A 25,806-nucleotide genomic window follows, 5' to 3' on the forward strand; every position below is an offset into this window, starting at 1 on the left:
CGACAACCGTGAATTTCAAGGCCAAAGACCTGGTGTCGCTCGGCGTCTTCAGCGCCGTATACCTGGTCCTCTACTTCGCCATCAACATGCTCGCTTCACTCACCCCCCTGCTGCAGCCCCTCACCTCATTCCTCACCATCGTGATCTGCGGCATCGTCTTCATGCTGTTCCGGTCCCGAGTGCGCTCGACCGGAATGGTCGCGCTGATGGCCCTGTTGCTCGGCCTCCTCACACTGCTGCTCGGCCACCACGTGGTCACGATGGCGACCGCCCTCGTCGCCGGCGTCGCCGCGGAGGTCGTGATCGCCGCCAACCGCGCGTCATCCAAGGTCTCCGACGTGCTCGGCTATGCGTTCTTCAGCCTGTGGTCGGCAGGCGCCGTCCTGCCGCTGCTCTTCCTGCGCGAGGACACGATCGCTCAGGTGCGCGCGCAGATGGGCAGCTCTTACGCTGACACCTACGCCGGCCTGATGACGCCGGGTGTGGTCCTCGCGATGGTGGCGAGCTACTTCGTCGCGGGCCTGCTCGGCGGGCTGCTCGGCCGCAAGATGCTGGCAAAGCACTTCGTGAAGGCCGGTCTTGCCTAGCCGGCGATGGTTCGACGTCCGGACCAGGCTGATCGCCGTCATCTCCGTCGACGCGCTCCTGCTGTCGTCGGGCACCCGGTTCATCCAGGTCCCGGCCCTCCTGGTGCTGGCCGTACTGCTGCTGTCGGAGCGGGCGGTACGCGGCGCCGTGTGGTTCACCGGGGCCTGGGCAGCCGTCATGGCGCTCAGCCGGTGGGTGCTGCCGCAGGTGCCGGGCGGCGTGGTGATCACGACAGCGCTGCTGTACACGGTCCCGTACGTCATCGCGGCGGGGTACGGGTACTACTTCGTCCGCTCGACGACTCCGAGCGAGCTGTCCGGCGGACTGAACCGTATGCGGGTACCCCGCTTCGTGATCACCCCGCTCGCGGTCATGCTGCGGTTCACCGCGACCGTGCGCGAGGACGCCGCGGCGATCACCGATGCGATGCGGCTGCGCGGCCTGTTCGGCCTCGCGGCCGCGGTCCGCCACCCCCTGCGGACCGTCGAGTACTTGATAGTTCCGCTGCTGGCAGCAGCGGTACGTTCCGGCGAGGACCTGGCCGCCTCGGCGATGTGCCGCGGGCTCGGCGCCCCGGTCCGGCCGACGACGACCGCCCGACTGGGATTCGGTATCCGCGACGCGGCCCTGGCACTCACCGTGCTGGCCCTGGCCGCCCTAGCGACGTTCTGGAAAGTGACGGAGTGACGGAGATACGGAGTGACGGAGATACGGAGAGACGGAGAGACGGAGTGACGCGGTAATGGCTGGCGTGAAGGCGATCGCCCTCGACAAGGTCACCGTGCGGTACCCGGCGGGCGGTGAACCGGCCCTGCATGACGTCTCGTTCGAGGTGCCGGAAGGGGAGTGCATCCTGCTCACCGGCGGGAGCGGCTGCGGCAAATCGACCGTGATCCGGCTGCTCAACGGCCTCATTCCACACGTCTACGAGGCCGAAGTCTCGGGCGGCGTAAAGGTCTTCGGGAGCAATCCGGGGGACCGGCCGCTGCACGAGACGGGAAGCGCGGTGTCGACCGTCTTCCAGAACCCCAGAACCCAGTTCTTCTGCACCGACCCGCTGTCCGAGATGGCCTTCGGCAGCGAGAACGCGGGCGTGGACCCGGAGGAGATCCGTGCCCGCGTGGTGCGGGTCGCCGACCGGATGGGCGTCTCCCGCCTCGCCGGCCGCAGCATGTTCGGGCTCTCCGGCGGCGAGAGACAACGCGTGGCGCTGGCGTCGGCGGTCTGCGACCAGCCGCAGATCTACCTCCTCGATGAGCCGACCTCGAATCTGGACGACGGCGCGGTGGAGGAACTCCGAGCATCCCTGACGCAGCTCCGCGCATCCGGCGCGACCCTCGTCATCGCCGAACACCGACTGCACTACCTGCGCGGTCTGGTCGACCGTGTGGTGCGGATGGACGGCGGCCGGATCGCGGAGACCTACCGGCCCGAGGACTTCTGGGGCATGCCCGAGCAGACACGCCGCGAACTGGGCCTGCGCAGTCTGCACCCCCCGGAGGACGAGCTCAGCCACCAGGCGGCCGACAACCAACCGGGTCTGGTCTGCCACCACCCGCGCTTCGGCGAACTACGCTTCCCCCGCGCGACGGTGACCGCGCTGGTCGGACCGAACGGCGTCGGAAAGACGCACACCGCGCGCCTCCTCTCCGGCCTTGAGAAGTCGTCGGCGCAAGTGGAACTCGATGGCCGGCCGTTGACGCGCCGGGAGCGGGCCCGCCGCGTCTTCCTGGCCATGCAGGACGTCAACCGGCAGCTGTTCGGCCCGTCGGTCCGCGAAGAACTCACGCTGGGGCGTCCGGGCGTGCCGTCGTCCGCCGTCGACGACGCCCTGCGACGGCTGGGCATCGGCCATCTCGCCGACCGGCATCCGCTCTCGCTCTCCGGCGGCCAGCAGCAGCGGCTGGCCATCGCATCGGCGCTCGTCGAGGGCCGCGAGGTGTACGTATTCGACGAGCCCTCCTCCGGCCTCGACTACCGCGCCATGCGGTCCGTCTCCGAGGTGCTGACGGAACTCGCCGGCACGGGCGCAGCCGTGGTACTGATCACCCACGACCACGAACTCGCCGACGAGTGCGCGACAGACCACGTGTCCTTGTCCGCTCCTGTCCCGCCCCGGCCTGCGGAGAGCCTCCGGTGAGCAGGCGCGGGCAAGGAACGCCCGTATCCAGGCGCTGAGTTGCGCTTCACCATCCCTCGATGGGACGCGCCTGATCTGCTCAGGAGGTTCTCCGCCGCCGTCCAGTTCATCACCACCGGACACCGCCGCTGCCTCCGCCTCACCCCATTCGGGAGCCGCGGAGCCCGGCGCCCATGCGACACGACAGCGGGTCCACAGCACGCCTACCGACAGCTCAACACCTCGAGAAGCGGCCTGGACAGGGACGGTCATGGTCGAGGGTTCGGGTGTTCGTCCCAGCGGTGAGTCGTTCATGCCCGTCGGATCAGACTGCGCACGGGGATGATCGTGTCGGCGAGGTCGAAGAATGCGTCGACGACGGTGGTGCGCTGCTCGTAGCAGCGGGCGAGCCGGTGGAAGGCGTTCTGCCAGTCATGGGTGCGCTCGACATGATCGGAACCTGCCGGCCTGTTGCCAAGAGCGCAGTCGCAGCTCGTGCGTCAGACCGTCTGGTCTAATATCTGACCATGCGGTCTGACGATGCAGCAGGACGAACCTTCATCGAGGCGGCACGGCGCCGCCAGTTCATTGACAGTGCGATCGAAACGCTCGACGAGCTCGGCTTCTCCGGTGCATCCGCGGCGGAGGTGGCCCGCCGTACCTCCATCGCCAAAAGCGCGCTCTTCTACCACTTCAAGAACAAGGACGAGCTGCTGCATGCCGTCGTCGACGACCTCTACGCCCTCGCGGCCCAGGAGATCGTGAAGGAGATGGCCACGGTGGACGGGCCGCGGCAGGCGCTCATCCGGTACATCCGCACCTGCATCCTGTTCGCCTCCGCTCACCCCCGCTGGATTCGCGCCGCCATGGAGGTCATCCAGAACTTGCGTACCCCGGACGGAGCCCTGGTCTTCGGGCAAGCAACGAACCAACCGAACATCGACGCCATTGACCAGATGCTCCGCGAGGGCCAACGCGACGGAGTGTTCAGGGACTTCGCCACCCTGCCGATGGCGGTGTCCATCCGAGCGGCCGTCGATGCCGCTCCGGCCTGCTTCGCCCACCACCCCGACCTGGACCCTGGCGCGTACGCCGATGAAGTGGCGGCACTCTTCGACATGGCCACACGCCGGCTCGACGCCAAGGAGGCGACATGACCCAGTTCCCCAACGGCACCGGAATACCTCACTCCGAGCCGGAGCCTGCGCGCACAGGGACGTCCTGGCCCAAGACGGCCTGGGCGTTGGCCGGAGACGTGGTGATGCCGCTGGTGGCCTTCTACGGTCTGCGGGGCGTGGGAGTGAACCAGTGGTTAGCCCTCCTGCTTGCCTCGCTCGCCCCGGCCGCCACCATCGCCGTGACCTGGGTACATCAGCGCCGGTTGGATCCCATGGGGACCTTCGTGATCGCGGCGATGACACTGTCGCTGGCCATCGCGCTCGTGACCGGTGACCCGCGCACACTCCTGGCGCGCGAAAGCTGGATCACCGGCCTGTTCGGTCTCTGGATCATCTGCTCGCTGGCCACATCCCGCCCCTTCCTCCTGGACATCGCCATCAAGCTCAGCACGCCGGAGCTGGCGGACCGCCTTGCCCGCCTGTGGCAGCACAGCGCCGTATTCCACCGATGGATACGCACCACAAGCCTCGCCTGGGGCACGGCATTCCTCGTCGATGCCGGTGCCCGCATCCTCATGGCCTACACGCTCCCGGTCGACACCGTTCCGCTGCTCAGCGTCATCCTCCTCATCGCCGCACTCGCCCTCGCGCAAGGCAGCTGCCTGATCCTCGGACGACGCAGCGGTGCGCTCAGGCTACTCAAGCCCGGCACGAGTTCAGCACCCCAGGCCGAGGGTGCCCGCTGACAGCATGGATCGGCTGCCGGTCACGATACTGACCGGCCAACACACATCGCCGACTCCCCGACGCGGACCTCGCCTCGGCAGTCGGGGTCAGGAAGGCGAGCATCCACTACTACTTCCCCTCCAAGGCAAGGTGCTGCCGGCGGGGAGCTGCGACCCGGGACCGACCCGGATCGAGCGGCGCGCGGGGTCCTGTCCTGCCTGCAAGGCGCCTTGATCGTCGCCCGGTCGGTCCACGACATCGCCATGTTCGACGAGGCCGTAGCGGCTGTACTGGACGGACTGCGGGCATAGCAGCGGGGCCTTGTGCCCCTGGGACCGTCCAGTCGTAGGCCCGTCACCTATCAACTGGTAGATAGGAAGAGGAATGACGAGTCAGGACTTCACCGGCAGGAAACTGATCGTGATCGGCGGCACCAGCGGCATGGGGCTGAAAACCGCCCGCCGGGTCCTCCAGGCGGGCGGGCAGTGCGGTACTCGTAGGCCGCAACCCCGAGCGAGCCGCCGCCGTCGCCGAAGAACTGGGCAAGCTCGGCACCGTGCAGTGCCTGACCGCGGACCTCGGCTCCCCGGACGAGGTCCGCGAACTGCAAAGCCACCTGAGCGCGGTGCACGCAGACGCGAACCTCCATCCGCGTCAACGCCGTCGCGCCCGCCGTGGTGCGCACCCCCATCTACGAAGCCTTCATCGCCCAGGACCAGATGGATGAAGTCCTGGACTCCTTCAACGCCTTCCACCCCGTCGGCCGGACCGGAACACCTGAGGACGTCGCCAAAACCGTCTGCTTCCTCCTCTCCCACCGAGCGGACTGGGTCACCGGCGCCATCTGGGACGTCGACGGAGGCGTCATGGCCGGACGCAACTGAACCCCCACAGGGAACTGCCCAACCATCGATGAATGTCCAGCACCACGATTTGTCAGCAGTCATAGCTACCCTCTCGAGGCATGATGCGCAGAATCGAATCCCCACCGGAACCAGCGGTGACCCTCAACAGCCCCATGCAGCTTCTGACGGAGTACCTCGACTTCTACCGAGACGCCGTACTTCGAAAGTTGGCGGGCCTGTCCGAGGAAGAGCTGCGGCACAGCCCACTCCCTTCGGGCTGGGCGCCTCTGGCTCTCCTTAAGCATCTGGCCTACGTGGAGCTGCGATGGCTTCAGTGGGGATTCGCCGGCGAACACATCGAAACGCCATGGGGTGACCAGGAGTCTCGTGGCGAGCCCTGGCACCTCGAAGCAAGCGACACGCTGGCGAACGTCACGGCGTTCTTCCAGCAGCAGTGCGCGCGATCCCGCGAGATCGTGGCAGCGGCACGTCCGGAGGACCGCGCCGCCACGCTAGGGGGCCGTATCCCCGCAGACGAAGACCGCCCGACCCTCATCTGGATCTTGTTCCACCTGCTGCAGGAGTACGCGCGCCACGTCGGGCACCTCGACATCGCGCGTGAGCTGCTCGACAACACCGTTGGCGAGTAGGCCGGTGTGACATACCGCGCACGAAGCGGCTGCCCCCGTGCGGATGAAGGGGCGGATGAAGGGTCTGCGGGAGGAAGCCGGAGGCCGACGTCGACTTCAAGGGCGTCAGCGTAAGAACTGTGAGCGGAATGAATTCAGGCGTCACCAGCAGATAAGTGTGTGCATCCGGGGGTGAGGAATGCTTCGTGGATGTCGTCGCGTATCTCCCAGCGGATGCGCAGGCCACGAACCGGATGCCCTGGAGCACAACCGGTCCGGATGCGGCTTGTGCCCCGTGTGCGGCGCGAACGCCCGGCACAGGGGCCGCTTGGTCCCGACGCGGGTCAGATCGGCCCCATCTGCCCGGACACCTCGGATGTCACCGTACGAGGAGAGGCCCAGGCAGCATGTCAGGAGGCTCTGCCATGAACACCTCCGGCCAGCGCTCCGTGGCCCACGGAGCCCGGCCCCGGCCGGCTCTGCTGACGTTCCTCGGTGGGGTCGGCACGGTCACCGGCAGCAAGTTCCTCATCGAGAGCGACCACGCGCGGGTGCTGGTCGACTGTGGCCTCTTCCAAGGCGTTGCCGACTTGCGGCGTCGCAATTGGCGCCGGTTGCCGTGCGACGCGGACAGCGTCCACGCCGTGGTTCTGACCCACGCCCACCTCGACCACTGCGGCTATCTCCCGCGGCTGGTCCGGGGCGGCTTCCACGGCCCGATCCTGACAACCGAGAACACGGCACGGCTCGCGGCGATCGTGCTGCGCGACAGCGCGCGTCTCCAGGAGGAGCAGGCGGCCCATGCCAACGAACACGGATGGTCCAAGCACCGCCCCGCCCACCCGCTCTACACCACCGAGGACGCCGGGCGCGCCGTGAGCATGTTCGACCCCGTGCCCTTCGACGACCAGGTCGAGATCGAAGCGGGCACCACGCTCAGTTTCCACCGGGCCGGCCACATTCTCGGATCGGCGTGGGCCCACCTCACTCTGGAAGACGGGCATACCCTCGCCACCAGTGGAGACCTCGGACGGCCGGGACACGCACTACTGAGGCCGCCGCAGCCGTTCTCCGGTGCGGACGTCCTCCTCATGGAGTCCACATACGGCAACCGCCGCCACCAAGGGGAAGCGGACCGTGAGACATTCGCCCGCGTTCTGGAACGCACCATCGAGCGGGGCGGTTCCGCGGTCATCCCGGCGTTCGCGGTCGACCGCACGGAAGTGGTCCTCCATGAGCTCGCGGCACTGCGCGAGAGCGGGCGGCTGCCCGCCGCCGTACCCGTGTTCGTGGACAGCCCGATGGCGCTGGCCGCGCTGGACGTGTACTCGGACGCGATCCGGGAGGGCTCGCCCGAGCTGCGGCCCGAAGTCCGAACGGCCGGCGGAGCGGCGCTCAGCCCCGAACCGTTCCTCGCCGCACGTTCGGTGCAGGAGTCGATCGACATCAACCACACCCGCGGCCCTGCCGTCATCGTCTCCGCGTCCGGCATGGCCACCGGCGGACGCGTGCTGCACCACCTCCGCAGGCTGCTGCCCGATCCGCGCAACACCGTCGTGGTGGTGGGCTTCGCCGTGCAGGGCACCCGCGCCCGCGACCTGGTGGACGGCGCTCGCGTTCTCAAGATGTTCGGTGAGTACGTGCCGGTGCGGGCCGAGGTAGCCGACATACCGTACTTCTCCGCGCATGCCGATCAGGCACAGGTCCTGGACTGGCTGCGTGCCGCACCGGCACCACACGTCACCTACCTCGTGCACGGGGAGCCCGAGGCGTCGGCCGCCCTCAGGGACCGGATCGACCACACGCTGGGGTGGACCGCGGTCGTGCCCCGTCCCGGAGAGCACGTGCTGGTGCGCTGACCCGCCGCCCGCGGTGACGCACCACTGCCCGAACCGCCCATACGGTCAGGGACCACCGGCCCTACCTCCGGGAAGGCGCCGCGCGCACGGTGAGGGCATGGACCGATACGACGGCTTCCGGGAGCTGGATCGGCAGGAGTGCCTCCGCCTGCTGTCGCTGGTGCCCATTGGGCGCATTGTGTACACGGACGACGCCCTGCCCGCCGTTCTGCCGGTCGACTTCTTCCTGGACCGTGACCATTCCGTGGTCGTGCGCACCTCGGCCGGCTCGCGCATGGCACACGCCGTCGACGGCGCCGTCGTGGCGTTCCAGGCGGACCGGTTCGACGACGCCGCGCACACCGGCTGGAGCGTGATCGTGACAGGCCGGGCCACGCTCGTCACCGACGCGCGGGACAAGGAACAGCTGCACGCTGCCGGGCTTCGCGCCTGGGCGGCCGTGCCGGAAGACGTCTTCATCCGGATCTCTCTGGAGCTGGTGACCGGGTGCGTCCTGCGGGGACACCGGCAAGGCGGAGGTGAGCGGGGCACTCCACCCCTGGCCGGCGTTCAGTGAGGCGTGCTGTCCCGGCCGGCCGGGTTGGGGCGGGGGAGGGGAACGTGCCAGGTCAGGGTCGTCCCACCGGTGAGTGGGCAGGACAGCTCCAGTGCGCCGCCCAGTTGCTCGGCCCGTTCGGAGAGGTTGCTCAGGCCGCTGCGCCGGCTGTCGGGCGGGATGCCCACTCCGTCGTCGCTGACGGTCAGCACGACATCCTCCCCGGCGGTCTTGAGGACCACGTCCGCACGTGTGGCCTCAGCATGCCGGGCGATGTTCGTCAGCGCCTCCGACAGCACCGCCACCACATGGTCGGCGATCTCCCGGGGCACCTGGGTGTCCAGCAGACCTTCCATCCGCAGGCCGGGAGCGAAGCCGAGCGCCGCGGTCGCTTCCCCGGCCGTCTGGACGACGCGGGTCCGCAGGCCGTGCCCCTCGTCGTGTTCGTGGAGGCGCAGGCCGAAGATCGTCGAGCGGATGATCTTGATGGTCTCGTCCAGTTGGCCGACCGTGCGAAGTACCCGTTCCGACGCGTCGGGGTGTTCGATGATCCGGGCCGCGCTCTGCAGCGTCATGCCCATGGCGAAGAGCCGCTGAATCGCCAGGTCGTGAAGGTCGCGGGCGATGCGGTCGTGGTCCTCCAGCGTCGCGATCTGCTCGGCATCCCGCCGCCGGTCCGCCAGTTCCATCGCCACCGCCGCCTGCCCGGCGAAGCCCGTCAGCTGCTCGGCCTCCACCCCGGTGAAGCCCGTCCCGCCGGATGCCCGGGCCAGCAGCAGCACGCCGCGTACCCCGGCACCGGTGCCGATGGGCACCGCCACCGCGGGCCCCAGCCCGGCGAAGCGCTCCGGGGCGGCCGTCTCCCGCACATCGTGGCGGACATCCGTGCTGGTCAACGGGGCGGCGGCCGAGAAGGCCGCGCCGATCAGGCTGCCCTCGACCGGCAGCACCAGGCCACGGTGCGCCTCCGCTCCCTCCCCGAGGGCGAGCTCGACCACCAGCGTGGACGTGTCCGGCATCGGCAGGGCCACCACCGCCAGCTCGGCGTCGGCGATGTCCTTGGCCGACCCGGCGATCAGACCGATCACCTCGCTCTGGGGACTCCCGGACAGCAGGCTGGCCGTGATCGCCCCGCCGGCCCGCTGCCACCGCTCGCGGCGCCGCGCCTCCTCGTACAGACGGGCGTTGTCGATCGCCATACCGGCCGCCACGGCCAGGGTGGACAGCACCGACTCGTCCTCGGCGTCGAACTCGGCGCCGCCGCGCTTCTCCGTCAGATAGAGATTGCCGAAGACCTGGTCGCGGACCCGGATCGGGACGCCGAGGAAGGTGTGCATCGGGGGGTGGTGCGCCGGAAAGCCGTACGAGGACGGATGCTGGGAGATCTTCGACAGCCGCAGCGGCTCCGGATGCCGGATCAGCTCGCCCAGGATGCCGTGGCCCGACGGGTACGGCCCGATGGCGGTGATCTGCTTCTCGGTCATCCCCACCGGCAGGAAGTGCACGATCACCCGTCCGTCCGGGCCGAGGACGCCCAGGGCGCCGTACTCGGCATCGACCAGCGCGACCGCCGTCTCGGTGACCCGCCGCAGCACCTGCTCCAGATCCAGCTCCCGGCCCACCGACAGCACGGCTTCCAGCAGGCTGTGCACCCGGTCCCGCGTGCCGCGTGCCGCGTCCAGCCGGGCCTGCAGCTCGTCGAGCAGCTCGTCGAGCCTCAGCTGGGGCAGCCGCACACGGTCTCTCTCGGCGCTTGCCAACGTCGTCTCCTCCAAGGCCGCCAGGCGGGAGCGGCCGACGGACACCCACGGGTGCTTCTCAGTATCCGCCCGCCCTGGAGGGACGGCATGAGCTGCGGCGATCCGCCGTGGTCTCCGGAAGCTGCCGACCGGGGGACTCGGTGGCACCCTGTGAAGCGGGGACCGAAGGGCCCGTGTCCTGCGGCTCGGGAAGCCGAAACCACTGAGCAGCACCGGCTTCCCGGCCGACGGGCGGCATGGCCTGGGACATGACAGGAGCGGCTGATGGCCGACACTACGCGGCCCTCCCCGGAGGCGCCGATCACGGTCTTCCTGCTCGACGACCACGAGGTCGTACGACGCGGGGTGCACGACCTGCTGGAGGACGAGCCGGACATCACCGTGGTCGGTGAAGCGGCCACGGCCGAGCAGGCCCGCGTGCGGATTCCCGCGCTACGGCCGCGGGTCGCGGTGCTGGACGTGCGACTGCCCGACGGCGACGGTGTGAGCCTGTGCCGTGAGCTGCGCTCCCGCATGCCCGATCTGGCCTGCCTGATGCTCACCTCCTTCGACGACGAGGACGCGCTGCTGGATTCGATTCTGGCCGGGGCCGCCGGTTATGTGCTCAAGCAGATCCAGGGAGCGGATCTGGTGTCGGCCGTGCGCACCGTCGCCTCGGGCCAGTCGATGCTCGACCCCGGGGCCACCACGATGCTCATGGCCCGGCTGCGCGGCGCGCAAGCGGCGGAAGAGCAGCCGGAGGCGCTGTCGGGCCTGACTCCCCGCGAGCGGGAGATCCTGGTGCTGATCGGCGACGGGTTGACGAACCGTCAGATCGGCCGGCGGCTCTACCTCTCCGAGAAGACGGTCAAGAACCACATCTCGCGCCTGCTGGCCAAGCTCGGGGTGGAGCGACGGATCCAGGCGGCCGTCATCGCGACCCAGGCCGACAGTGCCGGGCAGCGGCCGCGGGGCCCCGACGACACGCGCCGCCACTACGAAGGCTCGCGCTGACGGTACGGCCCGCCCGGCCTCGGTCCCAGGCCCCTTCGGCCCATGCGCGCAGGACACGGGGTCCATGACCCTGGAAGCAGAATCAGGCGGCGGAAGGTGTCGCGATGGCGTGGGAAACGATCCGCAAGGACGACACACCGGACGTGCCGCCGAATCTCGTCGACTACGCACGGGCCCGCTCCGATTTCACCTGGTCACGGGCGCGTGACGAGCTGGACGGGCTGCCCGGCGACCGCGGGCTGAACATGGCGTACGAGGCCGTCGACCGGCACGTGGCAGCGGACCGTGGCGGCAGGGTCGCGCTGCGGTGCATCGGTCGCGACGACTCCGTCGAGACGGTCACCTACGCCGAGCTGGCGCGCCGTACGGACCGCTTCGCGAACGCCCTGCGCTCGCTCGGTGTCGGTCGTGGCGATGTGGTGTTCACGTTGCTCGGCCGGTGCCCCGAGCTCTACACGGCCGTGCTCGGCACCCTGAAGAACACCAGCGTGCTGTGCCCGCTCTTCTCCGCGTTCGGACCCGACTCGGTCGAGCAGCGCCTGCGGCTCGGTGACGCCCGCGTGCTGGTCACCACCGAGGCTCTCTATCGGCGCAAGGTCGCGGACCGCAGAGCGTCGCTTCCCGGGCTCGCGCACGTCCTCATCGTCGGCCCCGGTGCGGAGGAAGTGCCCGGCACGCTCTCGTTCGATGCGCTGACGGCCGCCGCCCCCGACCGGTTCACCGTCCCGCCGACCTCACCCGAGGACAGGGCTCTGCTCCACTTCACCAGCGGAACCACCGGTGCCCCCAAGGGCGCGATCCACGTCCACGAAGCGGTCGTCGCCCACTACGCCACGGCCGCCTACGCGCTCGATCTGCACCCCGAGGACGTGTACTGGTGCACCGCGGACCCCGGCTGGGTCACCGGCATGTCGTACGGCATCATCGCCCCGCTCGTCCATGGGGTGACGCTCGTGGCCGACGAGGGGGACTTCGACTCCCGGCGCTGGTACCGGATCCTTGCCGAGCACCGGGTCAGTGTCTGGTACACCGCGCCGACGGCGCTGCGCATGCTCATGCGTACCACCCCGCGGCACGGGACCCACAACCTGCCCGCAGCGCACGACCTGTCGGCACTGCGCTTCGTCGCGTCGGTCGGCGAGCCGCTCAACCCCGAGGCCGTGGTGTGGGGCCAGGAGGTGCTGGGCCTGCCCGTCCACGACAACTGGTGGCAGACCGAGACCGGTTGCATCATGATCGCGAACTTCGCCGCCTGCGAGATCCGGCCCGGCTCGATGGGGCGGCCGCTGCCGGGCGTCGAGGCGACGGTGCTCGAACGCGGAGAGGACGGCCGGGCGCTGGTCACCGACGGCCGGGTGACGGAGGTGGAAACCCCGGGCGTCGAGGGCGAGTTGGCGCTGCGCCCGGGCTGGCCCTCCATGTTCCGGGGCTATCTGCACGACGAGGAACGCTACCAGGCGGCTTTCGCCGGCGGCTGGTACCTGACCGGAGACCTGGCCAGGCGGGACGAGGACGGCTGGTACTGGTTCGTCGGGCGGGCCGACGACGTCATCAAGTCGGCGGGCCACCTGGTCGGCCCGTTCGAGGTGGAGAGCGCGCTGATGGAACACCCGGCGGTCGCCGAGGCCGGGGTGATCGGACGGCCCGACCCGGTCGCCGGGAACGTCGTCAAGGCGTTCGTCTCGCTGCGGCCCGGTGCCGAGCCGACGGCCGCACTGGAGCGCGAGCTGCTGGCCTTCGGCCGCCGACGGCTGGGCTCCGCCGTCGCGCCCCGGGAGATCGCCTTCGACCAGAACCTGCCCAGGACCCGCAGCGGCAAGGTGATGCGCCGGCTGCTGCGGGCCCGTGAACTCGGCCTGCCCACCGGCGACCTGTCCACGTTGGAGGGATCCGCATGAGCCCGGCACGGAGCACCCGGAAGCGCAGGACCGCAACCGGCGCGGACGAGGCGGCCCGGAACGGTCACCGCGGCGAGCTGCTGCGCGCCATGCTGCGCATCCGGCGCTTCGAGGAACGCTGCGTGGAACTCTACAGCGCCGCGAAGATCCGCGGGTTCGTTCACCTCTACATCGGTGAGGAGGCCGTCGCCGTCGGGGCCAACGAAGCCCTGACCGCCGAGGACGCGGTGGTCGCCACGTACCGGGAGCACGGCCACGCGCTGGCCCGCGGCATCACCGCCGAGGCCGTGATGGCCGAGATGTACGGCAAGGCGACCGGCTGCAGCGGGGGCCGCGGCGGATCCATGCACCTCTTCGACGCCGGCCGCCGCTTCTACGGTGGCAACGCGATCGTCGCCGGCGGACTGCCGCTGGCCGCGGGGCTCGCGCTCGCCGACCGTCTGCGCGGGCAATCCCGCGTCACCTGCTGCTTCTTCGGTGACGGTGCCTACGCCGAGGGCGAGTTCCACGAGACGGCGAATCTGGCCGCCCTGTGGGGGCTGCCGCTGCTGTTCGTCTGCGAGAACAACCTGTACGCCATGGGCACGGCCATCGAACGGCACGAGGCGCAGACCGACCTGGCGCTGCGCGCCGCCTCCTACGGCATGGCGGCATGGGCGGTGGACGGCATGGACGTGGAAGCCGTGGAGCGTGCCGCCCGCCGGGCCGCCGAGAGCATCCGGGGCGGCGGCGGACCGCACTTCCTCGAAATGCGCACCTACCGCTTCCGCGCCCACTCGATGTACGACCCGGACCGCTACCGCGACAAGGCGGAGATCGAGCAGTGGAAGGCCCGGGACCCGATCACCCGGCTCATGGAGCGAATGCGCGAGGACGGCGAGCCGGTCGAGAAGCAGCTCACCGCGATCGAACGCCGGATCGCCGAAGAGATCGAGGCCGCCGTCGAGGCGGCCGAGCGGGCCCCCGAGGAGCCGGTGGAAAACCTGCTGCGGTACGTCACCAGCGCTCCCATGGGGGTGACTTGACGATGGCTGCCGACCGGCCGGAAGAGCGGAAGACGACGTACCGGGATGCGATGCGTGAGGCGCTCCGCGAGGCGCTGCGCGCCGACGACCGGGTCTTTCTCATGGGCGAGGACGTGGGTCGGTACGGCGGCTGCTTCGGGGTGAGTCTCGGCCTGCTGGAGGAGTTCGGACCGGAGCGGATCCGGGACACCCCGCTGTCGGAGTCCGCGTTCGTGGGTGCGGGGATCGGCGCGGCGCTGTCCGGGCTGCGGCCGATCGTCGAGATCATGACCGTCAACTTCAGCCTGCTGGCCCTCGATCAGATCCTCAACAACGCCGCCACCCTGCTGCACATGTCGGGCGGCCAACTGCCCGTCCCTCTCGTGATCCGGATGACGACGGGCGCGGGCCGGCAGCTCGCCGCACAGCACTCGCACAGCCTCGAAGGGTGGTACGCACACATCCCGGGTATCCGGGTGCTCGCTCCGGCGACCATCGAGGACGCCCGCTACATGCTGGCCCCGGCACTCGCCGACCCCGACCCGGTACTGATCTTCGAGCACGGAAGCCTCTACAACGCCACTGGTGAACTGCCGCCACCCGCCACTCCGGTGGACCTGGACCACGCCGCGGTACGGAAAGCGGGCACGGACATCTCCCTGATCACCTACGGCGGTTCGCTTCCCAAGGCGCTCGCGGCGGCGGACGAGCTGGCGGCCGACGGCATCAGCGCCGAAGTCGTCGACCTGCGTACGCTGCGGCCCCTCGACGACGAGGCCATCGCCGCCTCCGTGGCCCGTACGCACCGCGCGGTGGTCGTCGACGAAGCGTGGCGCACCGGCAGCATCGCCGCGGAGATCTCGGCGCGGATCGCCGAACGCTCGCTGTACGAACTGGACGCGCCGGTCGAGCGGGTGTGCAGCGCGGAGGTCCCCATCCCGTACGCCCGCCTGCTGGAGCAGGCGGCGCTGCCCCAGACCGCCGGCATCGTCGCGGCGGCGCACCGGGCGGTGGACTGACCATGGCCGAATTCACGATGCCGTCGCTGGGCTCCGACATGGACGAGGGGATGCTCCAGGAGTGGCTGGTGCGGCCCGGTGACCGGGTCCGCAAGGGGGATCCGGTCGCGGTCGTCGAGACCGCGAAGTCCGCCATCGAGGTGGAGTCCTTCGAGACGGGCACGGTGGGGCAACTGCTCGTGGACCCGGGCACGACGGTGCCGGTGGGCACACCGCTCGCGGTGATCGAGCCGGCGGCGGAGCCCGGAGCGCCCGAGCAGCCGGAACCGGGGGAGAGGGCGAAGAAGCCGGCGAAGTCCGTGACTCCCGAGAAACGCCGGAAGGCGGAGACGGCACGGCCGGTCCACGAACGTGTCCACGAACGTGCACACGGCGACGAAGGTCCGCTGATCCGGCATCTCGCGGAGCGGGCCGGAGTCGACCTGGACACCCTCCACGGTACCGGGCACGGCGGGCGTGTCACCCGTGCCGATGTCGACCGGGCCGCCGCGGCACCCCGGTCGCCGGCCCGCGTCACTCCCTTCGCCCGACGGCTCGCCCGCGAACTGGGCGTCGATCTCTCCGGAGTAGCAGGTACCGGCAAGGACGGCTCGGTCCGTGCCGCGGACGTCCGGGAGGCGGCCCCCGGCCCGACGGTTCCCGTCGAGCCGAAGGGCGGCAGCGAGGTCCCGGTCCGTCCTCCCCAGGACCGCCGACCGGCGGGCATGCGCGAGGCCATCGCGGGGCTGATGGCACGCGCCAACCGGGAGATCCCGCACTACTACCTGTCCACGACGGTCGATATGGCCGCCGCGGTGGACTGGATGCATGAGCGCAACCGCCGCAGCCCGGTCGGCGAACGGCTGCTCCCCGCGGCACTGTTGCTCAAGGCCGCGGCTCGGGCGGCCCACGAAGTACCCGAGCTCAACGGCTACTGGGCCGACGGCCATTTCGCCCCCGGCGACGGGGTACGCCTGGGCGTGGCCGTGTCCCTGCGCGGCGGCGGGCTGGTAGCCCCCGTGCTGCGGAACGCCGACGCTCTCGAACTCCCGCAGCTGATGGCAGACCTGAAGGACCTGGTCGCCCGCGCCCGTACGGGCAGGCTGCGCGGCTCCGAGGTGTCCGACCCCACCATCACGGTCACCAACCTGGGGGACCAGGGGGTGGAAGCCGTGTTCGGCGTGATCTACCCGCCGCAGGTGGCCTTGGTGGGTTTCGGCCGGGTCGTCGAACGGCCGTGGGCGGTCGACGGCCTGCTCGGCGTACGGCCCGTGGTCACGGCCACCCTGTCGGCGGACCACCGAGCCACCGACGGAGCGGTCGGGGCCCGCTATCTCACCGCGGTCGACCGTCTCCTGCAGAATCCGGAGGAGCTATGAAGCGCGACGAAGCACTGGACGTGGTGAAGGAGTCGCTGGCCGAGATCGTTCCGGATGCCGACTTCGCCGCACTGGGCCCCGACGACAAGTTCCGCGACGCGCTGGAGCTGGACTCACTCGACTTCCTGAGCTTCATCGAAATCCTCGGCAGACGCACCGGGATCCGGATCGACGACGAAGACACCCCGAACCTCACCACGCTGTCGGACAGCGCCGACTTCCTCGTCGCCCGTACGGAGTGAAGGGACACGGGTGAACGCGCCGGGACACGTTGCGGCGGGTGCCGGTTCCCGGATGCGGCCGCCCGGGGCCGCCGTGACGATGAGGGCATGGCTCCCGTCCCTCCCGCCGACCGTTTCGACGCCTTCCGGGCTCTCGCCGACCGGCGGGGGAGGCCCGGAGGCCGGTTGATGGAGAGCTTGGCCCGGACCCGGGCAGGCACGGCGGACAGCCCCGAGACCTGGGCGCCGGCTGTCGCGGCCGGAGTCGGCCTGCCGGCCGCCGCCGCGCTCGGGCCGGCCGGTTACTACGCGGACCTCGCCGCCCCGCACGGCCGCCGTCACGTCCGGGTGTGCGCCGCCACGGCGTGCTTCGCCGCGAGCGCCGGCCGGCATGTCGAGCAGGTGGAGCGGGAGCTGGGTGTCGGCGTCGGCGGCGCCGCTGTCGACGGGTCGGTCTCGTTGCAGGCCGTGCGCTGCCTCGGGTACTGCTACGCCGGGCCGGCCGCCCTCGACGGCGACACGCCGTGCACCGGAGTGACGCTGACCGCTCAGCTCGCGGGGCGGGAGGCGCCGACGGCGCCGGACATCCCGGCCTTCGACAGCACCGGTGACCCCGTACTGCTCGGTGGTGTCCTGGCCGGGGAGTCCGCCTGGCAGGTGTGGCCGCGGACGGTGACCGCACGCACTCCCGACGAGGTGCGGGCAGAGGCCGCGGCATCCGGGCTGCGGGGGCGCGGCGGCGCCGGCTTCCGGGTGGCGGCGAAATGGTCCGCGACGGGCCGGTCACCCGACACCGTGGTCGTCGCCAACGGGGACGAGGGCGATCCGGGCTCGTACGCCGACCGCCTGCTGATGGAGTGCGATCCCGACCGGGTGCTGGAGGGCCTGGCGCTGGCCTGCTTCGCCTGCGGCGCCCGGCGGGCCGTGGTGCTGGTGCGTTCGGAGTACCCCCGCGCGCTGGTCCGGATGCGGGACGCGGTCGACCGGGCGTACGAGGACGGGCACTTCGGAGCGGCGGTGCACGGCAGCGCGGTGCATCTGGACGTCGAGGTCGCCGAGGGTGCGGGTTCGTATGTCGCGGGCGAGGAGACGGCGCTGATCGCGGGCCTGGAGGGCGGCCGTGGCTGCGCCCGTCCACGCCCTCCGTACCCCACCGACCGTGGCCTGTGGGATGCGCCGACGGTGGTCAACAACGTGGAGACGCTGGCGGCCGTCCCATGGATCATCGCGCACGGCGGCGCCGCCTATGCCCGGCGCGGGGTGCCCGGCGAGACCGGAACGAAGCTGGTCTGTCTGTCCGAGCGGTTCGCCCGTCCGGGCTGTTACGAGGTGGAACTCGGTACGCCGGTCGAACGGATCGTCACGGAGCTGGGTGGCGGTCTGCGGGGCGGCGCCGATCTGGCGGTCCTCCAGGTCGGCGGACCGCTCGGCGGTTTCCTCGCCGCCGGACGGCTGGACGTACCGCTGACGCAGGCCGGGCTGGCGCACGGCGGCGCCGCCCTCGGGCACGCGGGCCTGGTGGCCTTCGACCGGAGTGTGGAGCCGCGGGAAGTACTCCGCCATGTATGGGAGTTCGCCGCCGCGGAGAGCTGCGGCGCCTGCTCGCCCTGCCGCGTCGGCTCCCGCCGGGGGCTGGAGCTCGTGGGCGCCGGCCGGCAGCCCGGAGAGGAGTACGGGCGGTTGCTGCGGGTGTTGTCCGAAGCCAGCCTGTGCGCGTTCGGACGGCGGATTCCGGAGGCGGTGCGCAGCCTGGCCCGTGCGTACGGCGACCGGCTCGCGGGGTGGGACCGGTGAGGGTCGAGGTGGACGGCATCGGGGTGGAGGTGCCGGAGGGGGCCTCGTTGCTCACGGCGGCCCGCGCGGCCGGGGCCGAGCTGCCCACCCTCTGCCACGATGACCGGATCGGGCCGGCGGGCTCGTGCCGGGCCTGCCTGGTGTGGGCCGACGGGAGCATCGCCGCGGCCTGTGTCGCCCCGGCCGTCGCCGGGGCGAGAATCGAGACGGCCACCGACCATGTGCGGGAGCTGCGGCGCGATGCCGTGGAGCTCATCGCCTCCGCACTGCCGCCCCGCGCCCTGGCCGCCGACGACAGCGAACTGGCGGAAGTGTGCCGGTCGTTGGGGATCGGCCCCGGGGCGGCCCGAGGCGCCGGCGGCCGGGGCGAGGACACCTCCCACCCCTACGTCCACCTCGACCGGGACCTGTGCATCGCCTGTGGCCGCTGCGTACGGATGTGCTCCGAGGTCCAGGGCACCTTCGCCCTCACCCTGGTCGGCCGGGGCGCCGACACCGTCGTGGCACCCGGGACCGGCGGCCCCTGGGCCGAGTCCGACTGCGTCGCCTGCGGCGGCTGCGTCGACACCTGCCCCACCGGGGCGATCACCGAGCCGGGCCCGGGGAGCGGGCTCACCTCCGCGCACCACGCGGCGGCGGCCCGTACGACCCGGACCACCTGTGGCTACTGCGCCGTCGGCTGTTCCCTTGACGTCGTCACCCAGGACGGCGACGTCACGGCGGTGCTGCCCGCCCGGGACGGCCCGGTCAACCGCGGGCACGCCTGCGTGAAGGGCCGCTTCGCCCACGGCTTCCTGACCTCCCCCGAACGGCTCACCCGGCCGTTGCTGCGCCGCGACGGCCGCCTGGAACCGGTCGGCTGGGACGAGGCGCTGAGCCGTATCGCCGAGGGACTGGGACAGGCCGTCGCCGCCGGCGGGCCCGATGCCGTGGCGGCGATCTCCTCGGCCCGCGCGACCAATGAGGAGAACTACCTCGTCCAGAAGTTCCTGCGGACCGTGATCGGCACCAACAACGTCGACAACTGCTCGCGGCTGTGCCACGCCCCGTCCGCCGCCGGCCTGACCGCCTCCTTCGGGCTGGCCGGCGGCACCGATTCCTTCGACGACGTCGAGCGTGCCGACTGCTTTCTGGTGGTGGGGGCCAACCCGGTCGAGGCCCACCCGGTCGTCGGCGCCCGACTGCTCCAACGCACCCTGCGCGGGGCCCGGTTGCTCGTCGCGGACCCCCGTACCGTCGGTCTGGCCACGGACGCCGACGTCCATCTGCGACCCCGCCCCGGCACCAATGTCGCCCTGTTCCACGGGCTCGCCCACGTCCTGCTCACCGAAGGACTGGTGGACGAGGACTTCCTGCGCGAACGGGCCGCCGGGCTGCCGGAACTCACCGAGCTGCTGGCCGACTACCCGCCCGACCGGGTCGCGGACCTCACCGGCGTCCCCGCCCCGGACCTGATCGCGGCAGCCCGCCTCTACGGACGCGCCGAACGCCCCGCCATCGTCTACGGCCTCGGCGTCACCGAGCATCTGCACGGCACCGACGGCGTACGGGCCCTGGCCAACCTGGCGATCCTCCGCGGGGCGGTCGGCACCGGCCGCGGTTACGGCGTCAACCCGCTGCGCGGCCAGAACAACGTCCAGGGCGCCTCCGACATGGGCGCGCTGCCCGACACCCTGCCCGGCTACGGGAAGGTGACCGACCCCGTGGCCCGGTCGCGGGCCGAGGAGGTGTGGGAGGTACGGGTCCCGGCCGGACCCGGACTGCGGATCCCGCAGATGTTCGCGGCGGCGCGGGCCGGGGATCTGCGCGCGCTGTGGGTCATCGGGGAGGACGTCTGCGCAACCGACCCCGACACGAACCGGGTGGCCGATGCCTTGCGCGCCTGCCCGCTGGTCATCTGCAACGAACTGTTCCTCTCCGAGACCGCCCGCCACGCGGACGTCGTCCTGCCGGCCGCCTCCTGGCTGGAGAAGGACGGCACCTTCGTCAACTTCGACCGCCGGTTCCAGCGGGTCCGGGCGGCCGTCGCGCCGCCGGGGGAGGCCCGCACCGACTTCGAGGCCGTACACGCGGTGGCCGCCGCCATGGGCGTCGACCTCGGATGCCCGACCCCGTCCGCCGCGCTGGACGAGTGCGGACGGCTCGCCCCCGTCTTCGCCGGGCTCTCCCACGAGAGGCTGGACCGCGAGGGCGCGATTCCATGGCCGTGCCCGGACGCCGACCGGCCGGGCGAGGCCACGCTGTACACGGGACGGTTCGCCACCGCTGACGGGCGCGCCCACCTCGCGTCCTGCCCCTATCTGCCGCCGGGTGAGCAGGCCGACGACGACTACCCCCTGATCATGGTCACCGGGCGCCGGCTGGCCCACTACAACACCGGCAGCATGACCCGGCGTACGGCCAACCTCCTGCTGGAATCCACCGACTGGCTGGACCTCCACCCCGACGACGCGGACCGGTACGGCCTGCGGGAGGGCGAGCCGGTCACGGTCGAGAGCCGCCACGGCGAGGCCCGGCTCCTCACCCGGATCAGCCGTGCGGTGAGTCCCGGACAGGTCTTCTGCGCGTTCCACTTCCCGGCGAGCGGAGTGAACCGGCTGACCTCCGACCACGCGGACACGGTCACCTCCTGCCCCGAGTACAAGGTCACCGCCGTGCGGGTGACCCCACTCCGGCACCCGGCATGACGCAGTTGCTGACACCCGGCGGCGGCAGTCGGAAACCGGCGGCCGCCGCCGGAGTGGTCGGCCCGCCGGTGCAGGCCGTGCCACCGGGGGACGTCTTCGCCGCGCTGGACACCTCTCCGCGGGGGCTCACCGCGGCGGACGTCGTTGCGCGGCGGGCGCGATACGGCCTCAACGAGCTGCCGCGGGCCGGCCGCCGTGGCTGGTGGCGACAGCTGGCGGCGCAGTTCACGGACCTGTTCGCGATCGTCCTCCTCGTCGCCTCGGCGATCACCTTTCTCGTCCACGACCTGCAACAGCCCCGCGACCCGGGCACGTTCCGGCTGGCCGTGGCCATCCTCGCCGTGGTGGTGCTGAACGCGGCCATCGGGTTCGCCCAGGAGTACTCCGCCGAGCGGACCGCGCAGTCCCTCCAGGCGATGGTGCCGCACACCTGCCGGGTGCTGCGGGACGGGGAGCGGCGGGAACTTCCGGTGCGCGAACTGGTACCGGGCGATGTCGTGGTGCTGGCGGCCGGGGACGCGGTGCCGGCGGACTGCCGTCTGGTCGAGGCGCACGACGTCTCGGTGAACAACGCCGCGCTGACGGGGGAGAGCGACGCGATCGGCAGCACCGCCGACGCGGTGGCGACGGGACCGCTGCTGGAGGCGCGCAACTGCGTGTTCATGGGCACGGACGCCGTCGCCGGGGCCGGGAAGGCCGTGGTGTTCGCCACCGGCGCGGCCACCGAGTTCGGACGGATCTTCCGGCTCGCCGCGGCGGCGCCGCGGCAGAAGACCCCGTTGCAGCGTCAGGTGGCCTCGATGGCCCGCCGGGTGGCGGGGGTGGCCCTGGCCATCGGCGCGGCCCTGTTCGCGGTGCGGGTGCCCACCGGGCAGCCGTTCGTGGAAACGTTCGTGTTCGCGCTCGGAGTGATGGTCGCTCTGGTGCCGGAGGGGCTGCCGGCGACGCTGTCCGTGTCGCTGGCGATCGGCGTACGGCGCATGGCCCGCCGGCACGCGCTCGTCAAACAACTGCTGGCGGTGGAGGCCCTGGGTTCCACCACAGTCGTGTGCACGGACAAGACCGGAACATTGACGCAGGCGGAGATGACCGTCGCGCAGGTGTGGGCCGGCGGCGCACTGCATCCGGTTTCGGGTGTGGGGTACGCGCCGGTCGGCGAGGTCGTCGATCCGGCGCCTGTGCGCGAGCTGCTCAGGGCAGCGGCGCTGTGCTGCAATGCCCGGCTCGTCCCTCCCTCCGGACGCGGCGGCTGGCGGGTGCTCGGCGACACCACCGAGGGAGCGCTGCTGGTCGCAGCGGCGAAGGCCGGCATCGACGTGGCCGCCGAGGAGGCCCGTGCACCACGCGTGGCGGAGTACCCGTTCGACTCGATCCGCAAGCTGATGAGCACCGTCCACCGGGCCGCGGACGGCGACACCCACCGTGCCTACGTCAAAGGCGCCCCACAAGAGATCCTTGCCCGCTGCACCGACATCGACTGGAACGGCGAGCGGCGGCCACTGACGGACGAGCTGCGAGCCGAAGCCATCGCGACCAACGACCAACTGGCCTCCCAGGGACTGCGGGTGCTGGCGGCGGCGTGGCGACCGGTGACCGGCCCTCGCACCGCTCAGGACGAGACCGAGTCGGGGCTCACCCTGCTCGGTCTGGTCGGCATGCTCGATCCGCCCCGGCCCGAGGTCAGCGACGCGGTGGACGCCTGCCGGCACGCCGGCGTCCGTATCGTCATGGTCACCGGCGACCACCCGCTGACCGCGGAGGCCGTCGCCCGCCGCGTGGGCATCGTGCGGCAGACCGCCCCCACCGTGGTGACGGGCGCACGTCTCGACACCATGGACGACGAGGCCCTGGACGGTCTGCTCGCCAAGCCTTCGGAACTGCTGCTGTGCCGGGTCAGCCCCGAGCACAAGATGCGGGTGGTCACCGCCCTTCGCCGGCGCGGCGAGGTGGTCGCGGTGACCGGCGACGGCGCCAATGACGCACCCGCTCTCAAGCACGCGGACATCGGCGTGGCGATGGGAGCCTCGGGGACGGATGTCGCCCGGGAGGCCGCGACCATGGTCCTGTTGGACGACTCGTTCGCCTCCATCGCCACCGCCGTGCGGCTGGGCCGTTCGGTCTACCAGAACATCCGCAAGTTCCTGGTCTACCTCTTCAGCCACAACATCGCCGAGCTCGTGCCGATCCTGGCCGCGACCTTCGCCGGCTTCCCGCTCGTCCCGATCACCGCCGTACAGATCCTCGCGATCGACCTCGGCTCCGACGTCCTGCCCGCCCTCGCACTGGGCGCCGAGCCGCCCGAACCCGACGTCATGGACCGCCCGCCGCGCTCGCGCCGGCAGCCGCTGTTCTCGGCCGGCGTCATGGGACGCGTCCTGTTCCTGGGCGGCATCCAGGCACTCGGTGTGTGCGTCGTCTTCTTCTGGCACATCCATGCCTCCGGGATCCCGTACTCCCACTTCACCGAGGACGACACCGTCTACCGGGAGGCGATCACCATGGTCCAGGCCGGGATCGTGGTCAGCCAGTTCTTCAACGCGCTGGCGGTGCGCACCGACCGGCAGAGCGTCTTCCGGATCGGCCTGTTGTCCAATCCGTGGCTGCTGGCCGCGGGGTGTTTCGGCATCGGCCTGATGGCGGCGATCAGTTATCTGCCCGCGCTGCAAGCCGTCTTCCACACCGCCCCGCTGGCCGCCTCCGACTGGGCGGTCCTGGCGGCGTTCGGCGTACTGCTGCTGGCCGCCGAGGAAACCCGCAAGTGGTGGGTGCGGCGCCACCGGCCCGTGGGCGGGAAGGGCCTCGGAGGCGGAAGGGAAGGAGAGCGATGAGAGTGATCGTCGTCGGCTGCGGGCGGGTGGGATCCACGCTCGCCGCCCGGCTCGCCACCGAAGGCCACGACGTACGTGTCGTCGACCGCGTGCCCAAGACCCGCAGGCTGTTGCCTGTCGGTTTTCCCGGCCGGTTCCACGAAGGAAACGGCTTCAGCCGTACGGTACTTGAGGCCGCCGGCATCCAGCACGCCGACGCGTTCGTCGCCGCTACCGCCAGCGACAGCAGCAACATCGTCAGTGCGCGGACCGCCAAGGAGACGTACCGGGTCCCGATCGTTCTCGCCCGGGTCTACGATCCCGGCCGCGCCGACCTCTACCGCGAACTCGGCATCCCCGCCATCTCCAGCGTCCGCTGGACGGTGCATCAGATCCACCAGATGCTGCTGCACCGCCACCTCACCCCGGAACTCTCCTTCGGCAACGGCGAAACCCTGCTGATCCGCTCCGAACTGCCCGCCTACCTCACGGGTCGGCGGCTGGCCGAGTTCGACGTCGACGGCGAGATCCGCGTCGTGGAGGTCACTCGCGCGGGCCGCTCACTCGTGCCCGCGCACAGCACCCCCGCCGAACCCGGCGACCTGGTCACCTTCGCCGTCGCCGCCACCGCCCTCGGCCGCCTGCGCGGTTTTCTCGACAAGGAGCTGGGGACGTGAAATCCCTCATCGTCGGTGCCGGCCGACTGGGCACCCAGATCGCCCAGGTGCTCGCCGCCGCCCAGAACGACGTCACCCTCGTCGACCACGACGAAGACCGGATCGCCGAACTCGAAGGACGTCTCGCAGTGCGCCTCGCGGCAGGAGACGCTTGCGAGCCCGCCTTCCTCGAGCACACCGGTGCCCTCACCACCGACCTCCTCATCGCCGCCACCGGCAACGACGAGGACAACCTCGTCATCAGCCTGCTCGCCAAGCGCCGCTTCGACGTCCCGCGCGTCGCCGCGCGCGTCAACGACGCGGAGAACACCTGGCTGTTCGACCACCGCTGGGGCGTCGACGTTCCCGTACCCGCCGCCACCCCGCTGATCTCCCTCATCGAGGAGGCCACCGGCGCCACCGACACCGTCGCACTGCTCCGCCTCAGCAAGGCAGGCGTCAACGTCATCGAAACCGCGATCACCACGCGGTCCCGTGCGGCCGGCCGGGCCCTCGCCGAGATCGTGCTCCCTGCCGGCACGGTCATCGCCACCGTCATCCGGGACGGCCAGCCCACCGTCCCCACCCCAGAGGTGCGGCTCCTGCCCGGCGACGAACTTCTCCTCGTCTCCCACACCGCGACCGAGCAGGAGATCCACGCCGCCTTTCAATGACAGCCGGCTCCTCACGGACCTCCGGCCGGGAAGTCAGGCGGCGCAGACGATCTCCACGAAGTGGCCGACCTGCTCTTCCGTCAGGTGACGAGCGAGATCCGCTTCACTGATCATGCCCACCAGGCGATGGTCGGAGATGACAGGAAGCCGCCGGATCCGGTGTTCCTCCATGGCCCGGAGGACCTGGTCCGCGTCGGCTTCGGCATCGATGGTGACGGGTTTGCCCTGTTCGAGTACGCCCGCGGTCATGGTCTTCGGGTCCTTGCCCTTGGCGACACACTTCACGACGATGTCGCGGTCGGTGATGATCCCGTGCAGCCGGTCGTCCGGCCCGCAGATCGGGAGGGAGCCGATGCCCAGCTCGCTCATCCGTCGCGCAGCGCTCTCCAGGGTTTCGTTCTCCTGCACGCAGGTGGCGCCGGCGTGCATGATCTCTCGTGCCGTGGTCATGTCCACTCCTCCTGCTTCCCCAAAGCCGGCCCGACTCGGCCGGATATCCAGGAAATCCGCGTACAC

Annotated in this window: 22 protein-coding genes and 1 pseudogene; 20 read left to right on the forward strand and 3 right to left on the reverse strand. The window is 71.0% G+C overall.

Annotation, left to right across the window (positions count from 1 at the left end):
* The first annotated feature begins 8 nt into the window (after nucleotides 1-8).
* From ACFY12_RS10605 to ACFY12_RS10615, 3 genes are read left to right on the forward strand one after another with little or no spacing between them, the layout of a single operon-like run.
* The gene (locus tag ACFY12_RS10605) at nucleotides 9-587 is read left to right on the forward strand and encodes an MptD family putative ECF transporter S component (RefSeq protein ID WP_390715385.1); all 579 of its coding nucleotides are present in this window, start codon (nucleotides 9-11) and stop codon (nucleotides 585-587) included.
* The gene (locus ACFY12_RS10610; RefSeq protein ID WP_390715386.1) at nucleotides 580-1,275 is read left to right on the forward strand and encodes an energy-coupling factor transporter transmembrane component T; all 696 of its coding nucleotides are present in this window, start codon (nucleotides 580-582) and stop codon (nucleotides 1,273-1,275) included. The genes ACFY12_RS10605 and ACFY12_RS10610 overlap by 8 nt, the downstream gene beginning before the upstream one ends.
* Before the next feature lie 55 nt (nucleotides 1,276-1,330).
* The gene (locus ACFY12_RS10615; RefSeq protein WP_390715387.1) at nucleotides 1,331-2,728 is read left to right on the forward strand and encodes an ABC transporter ATP-binding protein; all 1,398 of its coding nucleotides are present in this window, start codon (nucleotides 1,331-1,333) and stop codon (nucleotides 2,726-2,728) included.
* A 290-nt stretch (nucleotides 2,729-3,018) separates the two neighbouring features.
* Here the strand turns inward: ACFY12_RS10615 and ACFY12_RS10620 are convergent.
* A pseudogene (locus ACFY12_RS10620) lies at nucleotides 3,019-3,168 on the reverse strand (IS5/IS1182 family transposase); the annotation flags it as partial.
* A 66-nt stretch (nucleotides 3,169-3,234) separates the two neighbouring features.
* On the opposite strand from ACFY12_RS10620, the gene ACFY12_RS10625 reads away from it, so the two are divergent.
* The 6 genes from ACFY12_RS10625 (at nucleotide 3,235) to ACFY12_RS10650 (ending at nucleotide 8,440) form a co-directional block, all read left to right on the forward strand.
* The gene (locus ACFY12_RS10625) at nucleotides 3,235-3,864 is read left to right on the forward strand and encodes a TetR/AcrR family transcriptional regulator (protein WP_390715388.1); all 630 of its coding nucleotides are present in this window, start codon (nucleotides 3,235-3,237) and stop codon (nucleotides 3,862-3,864) included.
* The gene (locus ACFY12_RS10630; RefSeq protein WP_390715389.1) at nucleotides 3,861-4,571 is read left to right on the forward strand and encodes a VC0807 family protein; all 711 of its coding nucleotides are present in this window, start codon (nucleotides 3,861-3,863) and stop codon (nucleotides 4,569-4,571) included. Before ACFY12_RS10625 ends, ACFY12_RS10630 begins: the two co-directional genes overlap by 4 nt.
* A 654-nt stretch (nucleotides 4,572-5,225) precedes the next feature.
* Nucleotides 5,226-5,435 carry an SDR family oxidoreductase gene (locus ACFY12_RS10635; RefSeq protein ID WP_390715390.1) on the forward strand — a complete coding sequence of 70 codons (210 nt, stop codon included), beginning with the start codon at nucleotides 5,226-5,228 and terminating at the stop codon, nucleotides 5,433-5,435.
* Between the two features lie 80 nt (nucleotides 5,436-5,515).
* Nucleotides 5,516-6,046 (forward strand): DinB family protein, encoded by a 531-nt coding sequence (locus tag ACFY12_RS10640; RefSeq protein ID WP_390715391.1) that lies wholly within the window; start codon nucleotides 5,516-5,518, stop codon nucleotides 6,044-6,046.
* Nucleotides 6,047-6,450: 404 nt separating this feature from the next.
* Nucleotides 6,451-7,884, forward strand: coding sequence for an MBL fold metallo-hydrolase RNA specificity domain-containing protein (locus ACFY12_RS10645; protein ID WP_390715392.1), 1,434 nt, complete (start codon nucleotides 6,451-6,453; stop codon nucleotides 7,882-7,884).
* A 97-nt stretch (nucleotides 7,885-7,981) separates the two neighbouring features.
* Nucleotides 7,982-8,440: a pyridoxamine 5'-phosphate oxidase family protein gene (locus tag ACFY12_RS10650; protein ID WP_390715393.1), complete on the forward strand. Its 459-nt coding sequence runs from the start codon at nucleotides 7,982-7,984 to the stop codon at nucleotides 8,438-8,440.
* Here ACFY12_RS10650 and ACFY12_RS10655 read toward each other — a convergent pair.
* On the reverse strand, nucleotides 8,434-10,179 hold the full coding sequence (locus tag ACFY12_RS10655) for a GAF domain-containing protein (RefSeq protein ID WP_390715394.1): 1,746 nt from the start codon (nucleotides 10,177-10,179) through the stop codon (nucleotides 8,434-8,436). The two genes, ACFY12_RS10650 and ACFY12_RS10655, sit on opposite strands and share 7 nt — an antisense overlap.
* 264 nt (nucleotides 10,180-10,443) lie before the next feature.
* On the opposite strand from ACFY12_RS10655, the gene ACFY12_RS10660 reads away from it, so the two are divergent.
* The 11 genes from ACFY12_RS10660 (at nucleotide 10,444) to ACFY12_RS10710 (ending at nucleotide 25,290) form a co-directional block, all read left to right on the forward strand.
* Complete coding sequence (locus ACFY12_RS10660) at nucleotides 10,444-11,172, forward strand: response regulator (protein WP_390715395.1); 729 nt, start codon at nucleotides 10,444-10,446, stop codon at nucleotides 11,170-11,172.
* A gap of 104 nt (nucleotides 11,173-11,276) precedes the next feature.
* Complete coding sequence (acsA, locus tag ACFY12_RS10665) at nucleotides 11,277-13,070, forward strand: acetate--CoA ligase (protein WP_390715396.1); 1,794 nt, start codon at nucleotides 11,277-11,279, stop codon at nucleotides 13,068-13,070.
* Between the two features lie 89 nt (nucleotides 13,071-13,159).
* On the forward strand, nucleotides 13,160-14,095 hold the full coding sequence (pdhA, locus tag ACFY12_RS10670; RefSeq protein WP_390715704.1) for a pyruvate dehydrogenase (acetyl-transferring) E1 component subunit alpha: 936 nt from the start codon (nucleotides 13,160-13,162) through the stop codon (nucleotides 14,093-14,095).
* Between the two features lie 2 nt (nucleotides 14,096-14,097).
* Nucleotides 14,098-15,093: an alpha-ketoacid dehydrogenase subunit beta gene (locus ACFY12_RS10675; RefSeq protein WP_390715397.1), complete on the forward strand. Its 996-nt coding sequence runs from the start codon at nucleotides 14,098-14,100 to the stop codon at nucleotides 15,091-15,093.
* A 2-nt stretch (nucleotides 15,094-15,095) separates the two neighbouring features.
* The gene (locus ACFY12_RS10680; protein ID WP_390715398.1) at nucleotides 15,096-16,451 is read left to right on the forward strand and encodes a 2-oxo acid dehydrogenase subunit E2; all 1,356 of its coding nucleotides are present in this window, start codon (nucleotides 15,096-15,098) and stop codon (nucleotides 16,449-16,451) included.
* The gene (locus tag ACFY12_RS10685; protein WP_390715399.1) at nucleotides 16,448-16,693 is read left to right on the forward strand and encodes an acyl carrier protein; all 246 of its coding nucleotides are present in this window, start codon (nucleotides 16,448-16,450) and stop codon (nucleotides 16,691-16,693) included. Before ACFY12_RS10680 ends, ACFY12_RS10685 begins: the two co-directional genes overlap by 4 nt.
* Nucleotides 16,694-16,780: 87 nt before the next feature.
* The gene (locus tag ACFY12_RS10690; protein WP_390715400.1) at nucleotides 16,781-18,466 is read left to right on the forward strand and encodes an NAD(P)H-dependent oxidoreductase subunit E; all 1,686 of its coding nucleotides are present in this window, start codon (nucleotides 16,781-16,783) and stop codon (nucleotides 18,464-18,466) included.
* The gene (fdhF, locus tag ACFY12_RS10695) at nucleotides 18,463-21,153 is read left to right on the forward strand and encodes a formate dehydrogenase subunit alpha (RefSeq protein ID WP_390715401.1); all 2,691 of its coding nucleotides are present in this window, start codon (nucleotides 18,463-18,465) and stop codon (nucleotides 21,151-21,153) included. The genes ACFY12_RS10690 and fdhF overlap by 4 nt, the downstream gene beginning before the upstream one ends.
* Entirely contained in the window at nucleotides 21,150-23,981 is a 2,832-nt protein-coding gene (locus ACFY12_RS10700) for a cation-translocating P-type ATPase (protein WP_390715402.1), read from the forward strand. The genes fdhF and ACFY12_RS10700 overlap by 4 nt, the downstream gene beginning before the upstream one ends.
* Complete coding sequence (locus ACFY12_RS10705) at nucleotides 23,978-24,637, forward strand: potassium channel family protein (RefSeq protein ID WP_390715403.1); 660 nt, start codon at nucleotides 23,978-23,980, stop codon at nucleotides 24,635-24,637. Before ACFY12_RS10700 ends, ACFY12_RS10705 begins: the two co-directional genes overlap by 4 nt.
* Nucleotides 24,634-25,290, forward strand: a complete 657-nt coding sequence (locus ACFY12_RS10710; protein ID WP_390715404.1) for a potassium channel family protein — start codon at nucleotides 24,634-24,636, stop codon at nucleotides 25,288-25,290. The genes ACFY12_RS10705 and ACFY12_RS10710 overlap by 4 nt, the downstream gene beginning before the upstream one ends.
* 33 nt (nucleotides 25,291-25,323) lie before the next feature.
* Here the strand turns inward: ACFY12_RS10710 and ACFY12_RS10715 are convergent, their stop codons facing one another.
* Nucleotides 25,324-25,740, reverse strand: coding sequence for a CBS domain-containing protein (locus tag ACFY12_RS10715; RefSeq protein ID WP_390715405.1), 417 nt, complete (start codon nucleotides 25,738-25,740; stop codon nucleotides 25,324-25,326).
* Nucleotides 25,741-25,806 lie beyond the last annotated feature (66 nt).

Source organism: Streptomyces sp. NPDC001339, from assembly GCF_042895955.1.
Taxonomy (GTDB): Bacteria; Actinomycetota; Actinomycetes; order Streptomycetales; family Streptomycetaceae; genus Streptomyces.

Bases quoted from the DNA above. Each gene is read 5' to 3' on its own strand.
- ACFY12_RS10615 (WP_390715387.1), top strand. From the start codon at position 1,331: ATGGCTGGCGTGAAGGCGATCGCCCTCGACAAGGTCACCGTGCGGTAC.
- ACFY12_RS10625 (WP_390715388.1), top strand. From the start codon at position 3,235: ATGCGGTCTGACGATGCAGCAGGACGAACCTTCATCGAGGCGGCACGG.
- ACFY12_RS10630 (WP_390715389.1), top strand. From the start codon at position 3,861: ATGACCCAGTTCCCCAACGGCACCGGAATACCTCACTCCGAGCCGGAG.
- ACFY12_RS10640 (WP_390715391.1), top strand. From the start codon at position 5,516: ATGATGCGCAGAATCGAATCCCCACCGGAACCAGCGGTGACCCTCAAC.
- ACFY12_RS10645 (WP_390715392.1), top strand. From the start codon at position 6,451: ATGAACACCTCCGGCCAGCGCTCCGTGGCCCACGGAGCCCGGCCCCGG.
- ACFY12_RS10650 (WP_390715393.1), top strand. From the start codon at position 7,982: ATGGACCGATACGACGGCTTCCGGGAGCTGGATCGGCAGGAGTGCCTC.
- ACFY12_RS10660 (WP_390715395.1), top strand. From the start codon at position 10,444: ATGGCCGACACTACGCGGCCCTCCCCGGAGGCGCCGATCACGGTCTTC.
- acsA (WP_390715396.1), top strand. From the start codon at position 11,277: ATGGCGTGGGAAACGATCCGCAAGGACGACACACCGGACGTGCCGCCG.
- pdhA (WP_390715704.1), top strand. From the start codon at position 13,160: ATGCTGCGCATCCGGCGCTTCGAGGAACGCTGCGTGGAACTCTACAGC.
- ACFY12_RS10675 (WP_390715397.1), top strand. From the start codon at position 14,098: ATGGCTGCCGACCGGCCGGAAGAGCGGAAGACGACGTACCGGGATGCG.
- ACFY12_RS10680 (WP_390715398.1), top strand. From the start codon at position 15,096: ATGGCCGAATTCACGATGCCGTCGCTGGGCTCCGACATGGACGAGGGG.
- ACFY12_RS10685 (WP_390715399.1), top strand. From the start codon at position 16,448: ATGAAGCGCGACGAAGCACTGGACGTGGTGAAGGAGTCGCTGGCCGAG.
- ACFY12_RS10690 (WP_390715400.1), top strand. From the start codon at position 16,781: ATGGCTCCCGTCCCTCCCGCCGACCGTTTCGACGCCTTCCGGGCTCTC.
- ACFY12_RS10700 (WP_390715402.1), top strand. From the start codon at position 21,150: ATGACGCAGTTGCTGACACCCGGCGGCGGCAGTCGGAAACCGGCGGCC.
- ACFY12_RS10705 (WP_390715403.1), top strand. From the start codon at position 23,978: ATGAGAGTGATCGTCGTCGGCTGCGGGCGGGTGGGATCCACGCTCGCC.
- ACFY12_RS10715 (WP_390715405.1), bottom strand. From the start codon at position 25,740: ATGACCACGGCACGAGAGATCATGCACGCCGGCGCCACCTGCGTGCAG.